We start from the raw sequence: 13,120 nt of genomic DNA, 5'->3' as shown, positions 1-13,120 counted from the left end.
AGCGGCTTTGCGTGGAATAATGCGTGAAAACAAATAGATAGAGCGGTTCCGTTTCAATGGGAGCCGCTTTTACTCAACGCTTCACTGAATTACTCTGCATTATCAATGCGTCCCAACGGCCTGACCATAGACGCGGATGACATTGCGCACCGCTTCGACCATGAGCGCATGGGGCGTGGCTTCGACCTTGCCGGATGCAACAGCCGGATAAAGCGTGCCAAGATACTGGCTGATCAGCGTTTCCGGGATTTTGCGGCCTTCAAGACGCGTTAGAAGCGCATTGACAGCTGCCACGGCTTCCGGGTGTGGCCAGTAATAGCGAATGCGGTCGCTATAGGAGAAATGGCGCTGAAGACGCAGCTCTTCCGCATCGCCATGATAATATTTCTCCCAGTTCTTCGGCTCGTTGAGAAGAAGCTTCTCAAGCTTGCCGCGAACGGTCTCTTCTTCCGGTAGCTTGTCTAAGAAAGCTGCAATCTGATCAAGGCCATAGAGCGCTTCACGCAGTGCGAAGGTCAGGCCCGGTCCGACTTTGAGAATGGCAAAACCATCATGAACCAGATCGGAGAGCGCCTCAACCGGCTGATAGTCGGTCGAATGGGCTTCAAAGACAAATTGTGGTGTTTCGTTGAGAACGCTGCTGAGAGCAGTCGCCTTGTCGCTGTCGTAATAGACAACGTTTTCATTGCCGAATTCCACGCCCGGCTGCACGACAACGCCAATGGCACGCGAGAATGCATCTTCTAAACCAAGCGCTGCAAAAGCCTTGCGATGAATGGCGATGGTTTCAAGAGCTGCATCTGGCTTGGTCAGTTCCAGATCTTCGATTTCTTCCATCGCGCCGCCGGGAATTGGAACTTCCGTGCCGACGATATAGACAGGCAGATCAAAGCCGGATTCGGCAGCTGCTTTTTCTGCAACCTTGGCAAGACGGGCCGCGCGTTCTGCGGTCACGGCATCAGGCAAGGCAACGGGTTCACCGGCACAGCCCATGGAGGTGTCGAGGTGGATTTTGGTGAAGCCCGCACGCACAAAGCCATCCATCATCACTTCGGATTTTGCCATCGCTTCTTCAGCAGTGAGATGCTTCCACGGATTTGGGCCGAGGTGATCGCCGCCTAAAATAAGCCGCTTGGTGTTAAAGCCAAGACGCGCTGCGATGTCTTCGACAAAACGGCGGAAATCAGCCGGTGTCATGCCGGTATAGCCGCCATCCTGATTGACCTGATTACAGGTCGCTTCGATCAGAACATCGGTGTTGGTGGCAATGCCTTCAAGAAGGGCTGCTTCAATGACCAGCGGATGGGCCGAGCAGATCGAGGTGATGCCTCCGCGCGCGCCGCTCGCATAACGGGCGGGAAGTTGGCTCAAGGTCTGCGTACTGCTCATAACAGGACTCCGTGGGTATAAGATAAATTTCAGAGAGAAATTCGTTTCAGATTGCCGTCCAAAGCGAGAAGCTCTGGCAGTGGCGTGCCTGCGCCAAGGTTCGGGGCAGCTTTGCCCATCACATCGGCAGGCACAACACAGGCCGCGCGAATGGCTTCTTCAAGCGGCACGCCGACATGCTGAACGAGATTGGCAAGGCAGCCGACCATATCGATATGGGCACCAGCTAATGAACCGGCTGCATTAACAAGCGCACCATCTCGCACTTCAATCCGCTCGCCATAAAGCTCGAAATGATCCGGCCCGCCAATGGTGGACATGGCGTCAGATACAAGGAACATGCGGTCGCGCTTTGGCCGTGCGCGCCATGCAATACCGACCATTTCCCATGTCACATGATGCCCATCAACAATGATGCCGACAAAAGCATCGCTGCCGATTGCAGTGCCGACCACACCCGGCTCACGCGATGTCATGGGCGGCATGGCGTTGTAAAGATGGGTGAAGCAGCTGATGCCAGATTCAAGTCCGGCGCGTGCCTGTTCCGTCGTGCTATTGGTGTGACCGGCGGAAACCACCACGCCCATATCAGCGATCTCGCGGATCGTGTCACCCGACACCATTTCCGGTGCAAGCGTGAGCATCACAGGCACATCGGCCTTGCGCAGAATTTTGAGCGCTTCAAGCGTGGATGCATCCATCGGGCGAATGAATTCAACGCGATGGGTGCCTTTGCGGGCACGATTGAGATGCGGGCCTTCAATATGCAGACCGAAGAAGCCATCCATGTTCTTGCACTCGACTGCTGCATGGGCGGCCTCGATCATGCGTTCCGGCTCACAGGTAATCAGTGTTGGCAGAACCCAGCCCGTGCCAAGTTTGCGCAGTGTCGAGACGATATGCGCGATGCCTTTGGCGCTGGTGTCGGAGTTGAGCATGACGCCGCCTGCACCATTGACCTGAAGGTCGATACAGGCTGGCATCAGCACATGCGGCGTGAGATCGGACGTCTCGTCCGATTTGCGCGGACGAAGGCGCGTGATACCAGAAGTGCCGATCTCGGCCACGAGACCAGTCTGAAGCCGCCTGTTCAGAAACACATAATCGGGGGCGACGAGACGAGTCATTGGCTTTCTCCTGATTTATTTAAGGCGTATAGGGCAACGCCGCGTGCGCCCGAACTATCGCCGAAACGTGCAGTTCTGATGGCGGGAATACGCGTGGGGCCAAGCTTGCGCTTTTCAAATGCTTTTGAAACGCGCTCAGTGACGCCATCTATATTGGACAGGCCGCCGCCCAACACAAAACAATCCGGATCGACAACAAGCTGCATGGTCAGAAGCGATTCCGCCATCAGGTCAGCCCAGTCATCGAGCACCTTTTCTGCGTTCGCATCGCCATTGGACGCGCGCAATGTCAGTTCCTGATTGGAGATGGTCTCATTGAGCTTAATTTGGGAAATAGCAGCAAGGCCCGTGCCGGAAACATAGCGTTCCATACAACCTGTCTTGCCGCAGCCGCAAGGGATCAGCGGAAGGCTCTGCTCGCTTAAGATTCGCGCAGGCATACCCGTATGACCAATTTCCAGTGCAAGACCATTATAGCGCGGCGGAATCTCGCCGTTGATGACAACACCAGCGCCCATGCCGGTGCCGACAATCAGGCCAATCATTGCTTCGCTTCCTTCGGCTGCACCGCCATGCGCTTCCGAATAGGCGAAAGCCATGCAGTCGTTCATCAGCGGAAAGCTGCGCCCGAAACGTTTCTGAAGCGCTGCGCCCACATCGCGACCAGTAATCGGAATATTGGATGCAAAGCCGTGGCCGGTGGCCGGATCAATCCAGCCGGGCAGGCTGATGCCGACGGGCAAGTTTGGACTGCCCGCCGTTTCGGTCAGCCATTCAATCTGCGCGGACAAGCCATCGATGAAAGCATCGAAGTCGCTGACAGGCGTTGGAATGCGCCGTGTCAGAACTGTTTCCATATTCGCGTCGAACAGGCGACCCTCAATTTTAGTGCCGCCGAGATCAATAGCGCCGCAGATCATGCTGACCTCGTTTTTCATGCTGTAAACGGGTAGATCTTAACGCCGGAAACAACGCGTGTCAGGTTGCCCTGATCAACAAACGGGTTGTCGATGTTAAGATTAAGTTCAGCCGACCAGCGGGCAGACCAGATCTGCGCCAGAAGCACATAAAGCACGGCATCCCAGCGGCTGTCGCCAGTCAGATCAAGCGCAAGATCACAACCTTCGCCGCCAACAGTGGTCACGGTTGCGGAAGGGAACTGCTGCGCAATCTCAACGGCAATGTCGCGATCATAACGCGCGGTGTGCTGATCCGGGTGAATGAAAACCACAACGCGGGTATTGCCGACAACAGAAGCCTTTGGTCCGTGACGGAAGCCAAGCGTGCTGTCCCAGTTGGTCATAACCTGACCAGCAGTCAGTTCCAGAACCTTGAGTGCGCTTTCGCGTGAAACGCCGGTCAGTGCACCGGAGCCCAGGAAAATCGCGCGTTCTGGATGTGGGGCAGGGGTTGCATCAAGCTGTGCAATTGCTTTTGCGCCCGCGGCGGAGAGTGCTTCAAGTTTCGCAGCCACATCAACCGTGCCGTCAATGCAGGCGAGCGCCGATAGGAGCATCGTCGTATAGCTCGACGTCATGGCAAAGGCGCGGTCGTGCGTTGCTTCCGGCAGAACGATCACGCGCTGGTCGCCCGGACCTTTCGCTTTGCGAACGGCCAGTGCGCTTTCGCTATTGCAAGTAATGTTGAGGCGGTGCGCCTTTGGGAAATGCGCGTCCAGCAGGTCGAGCGTTGCAATCGTTTCCGAGCTGTTGCCGCTGCGGCCAAATTGCACAACGAGCAGTTCGCTATCATCGCAAAGCGTTTCAGACGGATTGGAAACAATGTCGGTTGTTGCAATTGCTTCGAGCGAAATCGCGCCAGTCTTGGCTGATGCCAGTGCCTGACCGATAAAGGCCGAGGTGCCGGCGCCGCTGAAAACGATATGCTTGATACCCTTGGCGGCGATCCATGCGCGGATTTCAGCCGACTGTTTGGCAAGCGGAGCAGCCCATGCCTGCCAGATACCCGGCTGTGCGTGAATTTCCTGCCAGGTATGGCTCGTTTCCAGTTTAGTCATGAATACCGTCCTCTTGAGTACTGATGACACGCACGCCGCGCTCGCCGATGCGGTTGGCTATGTCGTGATTTGGCTCAAGATCGGTTACGATGGCTGTGATCCGATCCATTGCGCAGATACGATGCAGCCGTGGTTTGCTGAATTTGTTTTTATCGGCCAGCACGATGATGCGGCCCGAGGCTTCAATCATCGCACGGTTTTCGTGGGCTTCGTCTTCCAGGAAAGTGCTCACACCGGTTTCCGGATCGATACTGTCCGCCCCCATCACAAAGGTGTCGAAGCGCATTTCAGAAAGGGCAGTTTCAACCAGTCGTCCGGAGACGGACATGGTCTCACGGCGTATGCTGCCGCCGGTCAGCATCACCTGATGCTGTTTGTGACGCAGCACACTTTGTGCGACGTCGAGACTGCGGGTCATGACGATGAGCGGTGCGAGATTGCCAAGGTGAGCGGCCAGACGCTCGGCGCTTGAGCCGTTATCAAACAGCACCGAAGTATCGCCTTCGAGCAAATGAACCGCCTTGCGTCCAATGGCATCCTTGGCGTCGAAATTGACGGCACGGCGGTCAACCGGATTGGCTTCCACGCCTGTGGGAACGAGACCGGGGCGCTGGGCAAGTGACAAGGCAAGATCAATGCGGAAATCGGCAAGCCCTGCATAGCCAAAGCGCTGGCAGAAGCGGATGAGCGTCGGCTCTGACGTGCCAAGTTGATTGCACAATTCGCGTGCCGTGGAGCGAATGAAACCTACCGGATCATTTTCGATCAACAGGCATATGCCGCGCAGCTTCGGAGTAAGCTCCGGCACTGCCGCTTGCACAGTCTGATAGAGGTCTTCTGTCGGCTGCAACTCCGGCCCTTTCCTTGTGTCGTAGTTGTCTAGTTAAAAGAAAACTTTACTTCAACACAAATTTCTAATGCCTTCTGTTTATTTCAACACAAGTTACTTTTGCTTTTCCTTCACAATCAGGAAGGCGGCTGTCTGCCGTCGGCAATGGCATCAAGCGCTGCACGCAATTCGGCTACTTTTGCGGATGTGGTTCTTGTTGCGCCGGGCACAGCAAAGCCAAAATTCAGTAAGGTTTCGTCCGTGTTGATTGCGGCGCTGCAAGATGCATGAATTTCGGCGAGATCAGGCAGGGCAGCGGCGATGGCTGCAACTGTTCCTATATTCACGCCAGAACCCGGCATGATGGTTATTTTGTCTTTGGCAGCACGCTGCATTTTAGCAAGGCGTTCAAGACCGGATGTGGCTTTCAAAGCACCGCCTGAACTCAAAATCCGGTTGATTCCAAGCTCAGCCGCCATTTGCACCGCTTCCGCTGTGTCAGGGGTAAGGTCAATTGAGCGATGCAGAGCAATTTCAAGACCATCGGCTGCATTCACCAGCCTTTTCAGGGCTGGCCTATCAAGCTTGCCATCGGGCAGATTGGCACCAATCACCACGCCTGCGAGGCCAAGTGCGCGCGTTGCTGCAATCTCGGCTTCCATGATCTGCAATTCATCTTCCGACCACACGAAACTGCCGGCGCGGGGCCGTATCATTACCATGATCGGAATTGGCGCTTTGGCTGCAAGCTGCATCAGGCCAATGGAAGGCGTCAGTCCGCCGATTGCGAGTGCTGAACAAAGTTCAATCCGGTCTGCACCGCCTTTGATTGCGGCATCAAGACCTTCGGCATCATCAACGCATACTTCCAGTATTATCCGGTTCAAGGCATCCCCCCTCAGCTTTTGTTGTACTCTACCTTCGCCAGTATTGCGACACTCGCCAATCCCGCCATAGCCCCCATAATGGAGACGGTTCCATAGCCAGCAACGCTTGTGCCAATTGCAAAAAGCGCTGTGCCGATCCCCCCGATTGCTGATGCTGCGTAAATCTTCCATCGTGTGGTGAGGAATGCAAGCCAGACCAGATAGATTGCATAAAGAACCGACGCGACAAAGAAGATGCTGATCTGGCTTTTGCTGCGCCCGATACGCGCCCAGAGCAACATAAGCACCGCTTCAAGGCCGGCAACGAAGCCCATGACCATGCCGACATCTTCAACGGAGCCGCCGCCGCGCCCGGTAATGATCAGCGTGCAGCCATTTGTCGTTGAACGCCTCGGACAGCAGACGATTGTTTACAGCGTGCCGGAAGGCATGAGCGAAACCTTCTACATCATTACGCCGGGCACGGCACCTGTTAGCAGCGATGCAGCAAGCAAAATTGGTATCGACGCGCAATTCTGCCATCTGTTTGACCAGAACGGTATTGCCTTAATGCGCCAGGGTGATTTTTCCGATCTGCCTGCGAATTAAACGATCTGAAAATAGATGAGAACGGGGTGGCTGTGACCATAACAGCCGCTTTTTCTTTACGGTCTTTTTGGCTTTCACGCTTCAAAATGTCTGAAGTTTATTTATTCTGCCAACGGTTACCGACCTTTAACTTCGTCAACGACATAGCGAGTGAATAAGAATGACGTTTTCTGTGCTCTCCCCGGATGATCTTGGCCCCACCATTTGCGCTGGCGAAATACTGGTCGAGATCGTTGCAACAACCGTGGGCGACGGCTTTTTCGAAGCACAGCCACTGATTGGTCCTTATCCAAGTGGCGCTCCGGCAATTTTCATTTCGCAATGCGCGCGTATGGGCAATCAGTCCGCTATGGTTGGATGTGTGGGAGACGACGATTTTGGACGTGTGAATATCACGCGTCTTGAGAATGATGGAGTCGATGTTGCGGGCATATCCATTGATAAGGATTTTCCGACCGGTAGTGCTTTTGTGCGCTATCGATCTGATGGGTCGCGCGATTTTGTTTTCAATATTGTACAGTCTGCTGCGTCTCGCTTTGGCTGGACCGCCAATGTTGAAAAGCTTGCGCACCGTGCCGGGCATCTGCACGTCATGGGATCGGCACTGTCGATGCCTGCGGCGCGCGGAGTAATCGAACAAGCGGTTACCATCATCAAGGCGCGGGGCGGGACGCTCTCTGTTGATCCCAATCTGCGTAAGGAAATTAAACAGGATGCAGATACGGCGCAGTTTTTTGCACGGTTGATTTCCATGACGGATCTGTTGCTGCCATCTGGCGAAGAGCTTGAGCTTGCGGCAGGGATTGAAGGCGAGGCCAACGCAATCGGGCATCTGTTCAAGCTGGGCGTGAAAGAGATCGTACTCAAGCGCGGTGGCGAGGGTGCAAGTTATTTTGCAGCCGACGGCACACAGCTTCATCAGAGCGCGTTTATCGTTGATGAAATCGATCCCACCGGCGCCGGTGATTGCTTTGGCGGCGCTTATGTTGCTTGCCGCAGGCTGGGTCTGTCGCCCGATGTTGCGCTTAACTACGCCTGTGCCGCCGGTGCGCGTAATGTTACGCGACGGGGGCCGATGGAGGGGGCGGGAACACGCGCAGAACTCGATGCTTTCATGGTTGCAACCAAGCGCAGAACGTGACGGGCACTTGCCCAACACTTTTGTACGAACGTTGCCGATGAGGATTATGCTTTAAGGAATAGGGACCAGATTTTTTCTTTGTTCATTTTTTAACGCGCTTCCAAGCGACGCTTAAACGCTGTTTTAAGCATATTTATCGGTGCATAGCCTGCGAATGAGGAATGATTATCCAAATACGACGTCAATTGGTCAATTGTCGTCGAATTTGGTTTTTTTCTTGCGCTTTGGATGCTAAGTCGCTCTCGCGATCAATGTCGACAACCTTATATGGCGAATTCATCAGCATAGCCGAAGCCTGGAAGCCCCCAACATGACTGCACGTCTTTCATTCGCGCGTGAGCGTATCAATGTTCTTCTTCTCGAAGGTATCAACCAGTCTGCTGTCGATTATTTCAAATCGTCAGGCTACACCAATGTCGTTCATTTGCCAAAAGCACTGGACAAGGCTGATCTGATTGAAGCAATTTCGTCCGCACATATCGTGGGTATTCGCTCGCGCACGCAGCTCACCGATGAAGTGTTTGCAGCAGCGCAGCGTCTGATTGCCGTCGGATGTTTTTCGGTAGGCACCAATCAGGTTGATCTGAAAGCAGCGCGTAAGCGCGGTGTCCCGGTTTTCAATGCGCCTTTCTCGAATACACGCTCCGTTGCCGAGTTGGTGATTGGCGAAATCATCATGCTTATGCGGCGCATTTTCCCGCGCTCCACTTCTGCGCATAGCGGCGGCTGGGACAAGAGTGCCACGGGCAGCCGCGAAGTGCGTGGCAAGACGCTGGGCATTGTTGGCTATGGCAATATCGGTTCCCAGGTTGGCAATCTGGCTGAAAGCCTCGGTATGACGGTCCGCTACTTCGACATGACCGACAAACTGCAATATGGCAACGTGATCCCGACCGAAACACTTGATGAGCTGCTTGAAATTTCGGACGTGATCAGCCTGCATGTGCCATCGAACAAGTCGACGGCCAAGATGATCACCGAAGCCAAGCTGCGCAAGATGAAGAAGGGGGCTTTCCTCATCAACAATGCGCGTGGTTCTGTAGTCGATCTGGAAGCACTCGCCAAGGTTCTCAAGGAAGGTCACCTCGCAGGGGCTGCGATTGACGTTTTCCCGGTTGAGCCAGCATCCAACAAGGATCCGTTCGTTTCGCCGTTGCAGGGGCTGGAGAATGTCATTCTCACACCGCATATCGGTGGCTCCACCGAAGAGGCGCAGGAGCGTATCGGCATGGAAGTCAGCCGCAAGCTGGTGGAATATTCCGATGTGGGTTCGACGCTCGGTGCGGTCAATTTCCCACAGGTGCAATTGCCTGCACGTCCAAACGGCACGCGTTTCATGCATGTGCATGAAAACCGTCCGGGCATTCTCAACAGTTTGGTCAATATCTTCTCATCGCATAATATCAACATTATCAGCCAGTTTTTGCAGACCGATGGCGAGGTTGGTTATGTCGTGATTGAGGGGGATGCAATGGAAGATCATGCTGACGAGGTTCTTCAGGCTATGCGCGAGATTCCGGGCACAATACGCACTCGTCTGCTTTACTAGTGGTTTAGTCCCCAAGCGTGATAGTTTATTATTGTCCGCTACGCAGCGGAAAGCACTATAGGCAGTTTCTTTACGGCAGCGGCAAGATTAAGCATCTCTGTCGCTCGCCCCGTATCAAGCTGTTGCCGTGACGCCGCTAACCTTAATGAGACATCGCCTTACATTGGACCAGTGAATAAGCTGAAACGTGAAACGGCTCCAGAAAATTCACCGGAGCGCCAGCAAATATTCCCATGTGAGTCAAACGCGGAGCCAGCCAGTTTGCCAGCAATATGGCATCCAGCCCATCGCCGTTCTTGTTGGCAAAGCCATCTTCAAGGGTCAGAAATGCAAAAGCATCATCAAACGGCGTTGTGAGGTCTGCCCAGAATTGTCTTGCTGGCTTATCGGCATTTTGGGAGGCGGTGGCAACATTGATACCCACGCCAAAGAGCAGAGCATTGGATTGCGTCATGGTTTTATTCCGATCATCAATGAATGAGTTGGATCGTTAACCAGCACGAGAAGCGCTGAGTTTTGAGCGCGCGGCATCAGAAGCCGGAATAAGCTGCGCAAAATCGCGCAAAATTTGCGCATAATCCTCGGCGTAAAATTCGTAAGGCAGTTCCAGGCGAAACTCGGAAACAAGCGGCAATACCGGATCTTTGCGAAGCGTTTCCAGAATTTCCTCTGTCGTACCGACAATATCCGGCAAGAAAAGTGTACGGCGCGAGCCATGGGCAAAACCCGTCCGCCGATCGCGCTCGGCGACAAACTCTTTATATCGGCGGCGCGTATCCGGATTTGCACTGTCGGTGGGCAGGATCACGCGGCCAAGAGCAACACGCGGTGCACGTTCATGCCGCCATTCCTGGCGGAAGCGTTTAATCAATGCTTGTTGTGCGGTTAAAAAATCATCCGTGTTTTCACCCGTGATGATATTGCCGGTCAGCAGGTTAAAGCCTGCTTGTCCGGCCCATCGTGCAGAATTTTGCGAACCACCCCCATACCACAAACGATCAGTCAGACCTTCAGCGAAAGGTCTCAAACGCGGAATTTGGGCGCCTGCGGCATTGCCTGCTTCCGTCTGTTCGGAAAGCGGCTCGGAGCGAAGAGCGCGCGCAAATTTTTCTGCGCGGGAGTGGCTGTAATCCGCGATTGGAACCGCATCAACAAAATCCTCAATCAAATGTGCAAAGGGGGGTGCACCGACCGAAACACCAACATTCAGCCTGCCGTGTGACAGCAAGTCCACGGTCGCCAGATCCTCTGCCAGACGAAACGGATTTTCATAGCCAAGCTGAATGACCGCCGTACCGAGACCGATGCGCTTCGTGCGCTGTGTTGCTGCGGCTAGAAAGGTAGCCGCAGAAGATATGCCGCGCTCCAGATGGCGCTGGCGCACCCAGCCGCTGTCATAGCCAAGTCGCTCGCCATGCTCGAAAAGCTGAAGCGTATCTTCAAGTCCTTGCGCGGGATTGTCTTCGTGATGACTGCCGGGAATGAGAAAGGCAAAATGTTCGATATGTGAAAGAGGCATAGTTCTGTTTCCTTTTTAAGTAGCGGTTTCGCGATAGCTTTGAAGCCTCGCCAGAATTTTTGCTTCCTGCGCGGCTTTGCGCTCCTGCACACGCAATGTTGCCTCCTCGAAAGATGAGGATGGCGCGTATATCGGTGTCGATGTTCCTTGGCCCAGCTTGGCACCGATGTGTTTTTCAAAAGGCAGCGAGCGGTAATGCCGGGGATCAACTGAAGGATCAAAAAGCGGGCGATAGCCGAGAGAAATATAAAGAGCGTTGGCTTCCGGTTGCCGAAAACCAGTCGAAAGATAGGCGCGGGTGTAACCTAATTTTCCGGCAGCCTCTTCAAGTGCCAGAACGATGCGGCGTGCCAGCCCCTGCCTGCGCAGGTGTGATGCAGTCCAGATGCGCTTTAGCTCCACGGTCTCATCGTCATGGCTCATAAAAGCACCACCAGCGATGGTTTCACCATCTCGCTGCAAGAGCAAAAAGCCACCCAACGGCGGCGAGAATACCTCGACCGGATAGCGCAGGATTTCTGTTCGCGCGCCGCCGGGACGATCGAGATTTGCATAACGGCTCTCATACTCATGAACGAGACCATCAATGAGCGGCTGCGCAGCAGGATCGAAAAGCGATGATTGGGTAATAACATCTATCATAATAACCCTCGTAAGAAATAAATAATTCTTCATATGTGTTTATAAGAAATAAAACACCAAAAATGAAAAAGCATATTTTCCGTAAAATGCATCGTTATTTTATGATTTGCATGGCATGAACGTTTAATGATGAAATAAATATTAGAAGAACATTGCTATATTAAAAAATACCAAGAAAATATAGGCTATATCTTCATTAAAATTACCAACGAGGATAAAATGCCTTATGCGCTTAGCTTTCTTGACAAAAGCCCTCTTCATGATGGCGAAGAAGCCAGAACGGCGATTAGCCGTACGATAAAGCTTGCAAAGAAAGCAGAAGCGGCAGGATTTCGTCGCTTTTGGGTCGCGGAGCATCACAATTCGCCAGCACTTGCCAGTTCTTCGCCGGAAGTGCTGATCAGCTTTTTGCTTGCTCATACCCAGCATATCCGAATTGGTTCCGGCGGCGTCATGTTGCAGCACTATAGTGCTTATAAAGTAGCCGAAAACTTCAATCTCCTCGCCTCTCTTGCTCCAGGACGTGTTGATTTGGGTGTCGGCAAAGCGCCAGACGGCTTGCCACTCTCAACACGCGCGTTGCAGGGCGCTTATGACCCTGAACGCAAGCCGTCCTTCACACAACAACTGACTGAGCTTGACGCATATCTTCGCCATTGCGTCAAAAACGCTGATGACGAAAATCATCTCGCCGCCTATCCGGTTCCACCTCAGAAGCCGGTCCCTTTCCTGCTCGGCGCGAGCGTGGAAAGTGCGCGGCTTGCCGCGCGGCTTAATTGGGATTTCGTTTATGCCGGCCACATTCAGGGCGATCCGGCAGCGATCAAAGACGCACTTGATGCTTATCAAGCAATTGCAAAGCGCCCTGCCGTTTTGGCTATCAGTGTGATCGTTGCCGAAAGTGAAGCGGAAGCAGAGGAGCTAGCCGTTGACACGCGCCGCTTCCGTGTCGGCGCCGAAGGTTCACAGCCGGTCAATGTCGGCAGCTGTGAGCAGGCGCTTGAATATTTAAGGCAGGCGGGCGCCACGCAATACACGATTGAAGAACGCGCGCCCCATCTCGTCCGTGGCACGGCTCTTCACGTTCACGCAGAGCTTAAACGTCTGCATCAAGCATTGGGTATTGCTGAATTTATCATCGACTGTCCCGTTTCTGAAGGTCGTCACCGGTTCAAAACAATCGAACTGCTCGCCGATGCCCGTCCGGCCATCGCCGCGTAACGTCCTCCGCAATTCTTCCAACACTGGGTATTCAACGTGATAACAAGACGAATTTTCCTCGCAGGCGCAAGCGCCATTGCTTTGTCACTCGCCGCAGGATTACGGCGTAGACTCATAAACTGATGCACCAGATGCGGACAGCGATGAGTTTGACAGCAGCCAGGAAATTGGCCGGGTTTTTGTCGTAACGTGTTGCAATGCCGCGATAGTG

Annotated in this window: 14 protein-coding genes and 1 pseudogene; 4 read left to right on the top strand and 11 right to left on the bottom strand. The window is 53.8% G+C overall.

Annotation, left to right across the window (positions count from 1 at the left end):
- Window positions 1-102: 102 nt before the first annotated feature.
- The 7 genes from ABE530_RS16830 to ABE530_RS16800 all read right to left on the bottom strand — a co-directional run bounded on the left by ABE530_RS16830 (window position 103) and on the right by ABE530_RS16800 (window position 6,569).
- Window positions 103-1,389: a D-tagatose-bisphosphate aldolase, class II, non-catalytic subunit gene (locus ABE530_RS16830; RefSeq protein WP_499695286.1), complete on the bottom strand. Its 1,287-nt coding sequence runs from the start codon at window positions 1,387-1,389 to the stop codon at window positions 103-105.
- Between the two features lie 29 nt (window positions 1,390-1,418).
- Window positions 1,419-2,516, bottom strand: a complete 1,098-nt coding sequence (nagA, locus tag ABE530_RS16825) for an N-acetylglucosamine-6-phosphate deacetylase (protein WP_499695285.1) — start codon at window positions 2,514-2,516, stop codon at window positions 1,419-1,421.
- Window positions 2,513-3,436 (bottom strand): ROK family protein, encoded by a 924-nt coding sequence (locus ABE530_RS16820; protein WP_499695284.1) that lies wholly within the window; start codon window positions 3,434-3,436, stop codon window positions 2,513-2,515. Before ABE530_RS16820 ends, nagA begins: the two co-directional genes overlap by 4 nt.
- 14 nt (window positions 3,437-3,450) lie before the next feature.
- The gene (locus ABE530_RS16815; RefSeq protein ID WP_499695283.1) at window positions 3,451-4,533 is read right to left on the bottom strand and encodes an SIS domain-containing protein; all 1,083 of its coding nucleotides are present in this window, start codon (window positions 4,531-4,533) and stop codon (window positions 3,451-3,453) included.
- Window positions 4,526-5,383 carry a DeoR/GlpR family DNA-binding transcription regulator gene (locus ABE530_RS16810; protein ID WP_499695282.1) on the bottom strand — a complete coding sequence of 286 codons (858 nt, stop codon included), beginning with the start codon at window positions 5,381-5,383 and terminating at the stop codon, window positions 4,526-4,528. The genes ABE530_RS16815 and ABE530_RS16810 overlap by 8 nt, the downstream gene beginning before the upstream one ends.
- A 116-nt stretch (window positions 5,384-5,499) precedes the next feature.
- Entirely contained in the window at window positions 5,500-6,249 is a 750-nt protein-coding gene (locus tag ABE530_RS16805) for a copper homeostasis protein CutC (protein WP_499695281.1), read from the bottom strand.
- Window positions 6,250-6,260: 11 nt separating this feature from the next.
- The gene (locus ABE530_RS16800; RefSeq protein ID WP_499695280.1) at window positions 6,261-6,569 is read right to left on the bottom strand and encodes a hypothetical protein; all 309 of its coding nucleotides are present in this window, start codon (window positions 6,567-6,569) and stop codon (window positions 6,261-6,263) included.
- Between ABE530_RS16800 and ABE530_RS16795 the strand changes: the two genes are divergently transcribed.
- From ABE530_RS16795 to serA, 3 genes are all read left to right on the top strand, one after another.
- Entirely contained in the window at window positions 6,562-6,837 is a 276-nt protein-coding gene (locus ABE530_RS16795) for a hypothetical protein (protein WP_499695279.1), read from the top strand. The genes ABE530_RS16800 and ABE530_RS16795 overlap by 8 nt on opposite strands.
- Before the next feature lie 160 nt (window positions 6,838-6,997).
- Window positions 6,998-7,978: a tagatose kinase gene (locus ABE530_RS16790; RefSeq protein WP_499695278.1), complete on the top strand. Its 981-nt coding sequence runs from the start codon at window positions 6,998-7,000 to the stop codon at window positions 7,976-7,978.
- 310 nt (window positions 7,979-8,288) lie between these two features.
- Complete coding sequence (gene serA, locus ABE530_RS16785; RefSeq protein ID WP_265985926.1) at window positions 8,289-9,527, top strand: phosphoglycerate dehydrogenase; 1,239 nt, start codon at window positions 8,289-8,291, stop codon at window positions 9,525-9,527.
- 142 nt (window positions 9,528-9,669) lie between these two features.
- Here the strand turns inward: serA and ABE530_RS16780 are convergent, their stop codons facing one another.
- The 3 genes from ABE530_RS16780 to ABE530_RS16770 are packed head-to-tail and all read right to left on the bottom strand — an operon-like array spanning window position 9,670 to window position 11,688.
- A complete protein-coding gene (locus ABE530_RS16780; protein ID WP_499695277.1) occupies window positions 9,670-9,981 on the bottom strand; it encodes a hypothetical protein in 312 nt (103 codons plus the stop codon).
- 36 nt (window positions 9,982-10,017) lie between these two features.
- Window positions 10,018-11,046 carry an LLM class flavin-dependent oxidoreductase gene (locus ABE530_RS16775; RefSeq protein WP_499695276.1) on the bottom strand — a complete coding sequence of 343 codons (1,029 nt, stop codon included), beginning with the start codon at window positions 11,044-11,046 and terminating at the stop codon, window positions 10,018-10,020.
- A gap of 15 nt (window positions 11,047-11,061) precedes the next feature.
- On the bottom strand, window positions 11,062-11,688 hold the full coding sequence (locus tag ABE530_RS16770) for a GNAT family N-acetyltransferase (protein ID WP_499695275.1): 627 nt from the start codon (window positions 11,686-11,688) through the stop codon (window positions 11,062-11,064).
- A gap of 219 nt (window positions 11,689-11,907) precedes the next feature.
- On the opposite strand from ABE530_RS16770, the gene ABE530_RS16765 reads away from it, so the two are divergent.
- Window positions 11,908-12,909: an MsnO8 family LLM class oxidoreductase gene (locus tag ABE530_RS16765; protein WP_499695274.1), complete on the top strand. Its 1,002-nt coding sequence runs from the start codon at window positions 11,908-11,910 to the stop codon at window positions 12,907-12,909.
- 112 nt (window positions 12,910-13,021) lie between these two features.
- Here the strand turns inward: ABE530_RS16765 and ABE530_RS16760 are convergent.
- Window positions 13,022-13,120 (bottom strand): annotated as a pseudogene (locus tag ABE530_RS16760) (IS5/IS1182 family transposase); the annotation flags it as partial.

It is taken from the genome of Brucella sp. TWI559 (assembly GCF_039674265.1).
In the GTDB taxonomy this organism is placed as follows: domain Bacteria; phylum Pseudomonadota; class Alphaproteobacteria; order Rhizobiales; family Rhizobiaceae; genus Brucella; species Brucella chromiisoli.
Note: the sequence above shows the minus strand (reverse complement) of the source record. Positions and strands in the feature narration are given on the sequence as shown.